1 protein-coding gene is annotated in these 533 nt (G+C 45.0%); it reads right to left on the minus strand.

Annotation, left to right across the window (positions count from 1 at the left end; translation table 11 throughout):
• A partial coding sequence (locus tag R7F64_RS24310) for a metal ABC transporter solute-binding protein, Zn/Mn family (protein WP_318072212.1) occupies positions 1-504 on the minus strand: 504 nt, incomplete at its 3' end.
• Between the last annotated feature and the right edge of the window lie 29 nt (positions 505-533).

Here is a 533-nt window from a genome sequence, read left to right on the forward strand (position 1 = left end):
GTATTGACGCGCGTTTTTACGGTAGAAATCGGCATTTTCAGGGTCGAGCTTGCTCAACTCGCTCGCGATGGTATAAACCTTTTGAATCGTTGTTGAGAGCCCAACGAACGTATGTGGATTCACCGCGCCTTGCCCGACTGATTGTCCCATTGCTGGCAATAGCGGAACTTCTTTGTTGGCTTCAATGACAACGAGATCATCGCGTTGCGATGCGTTGATCACCTTCAATGCAAAATCATCATGGCCAATACCATTCACCACGATGACATCCATTTCATTAAGACGTTTTAGATCATTCGGTTGCGGTAAGTAGTTATGAGGATTAAAGCCAGCATCCACCAGCGGTAAGATTTCCGCTTTGTCACCAACAACAGCGTGCACATAGCTGAAATAAGGCTGAAGCGTGATACCAATTTTCATTTTGTCACTCGCGAAACTGGACGCGCTAGCGACCAATAAAGCGCAAGATGCAAACATGGAACGTAAAAGCGAACGTGTGATCATAATATGTATTCTTTGAATTGAGTTAAGTG

Source organism: Vibrio sp. Vb1980 (assembly GCF_033338615.1).
GTDB classification, from domain to species: domain Bacteria; phylum Pseudomonadota; class Gammaproteobacteria; order Enterobacterales; family Vibrionaceae; genus Vibrio; species Vibrio alginolyticus.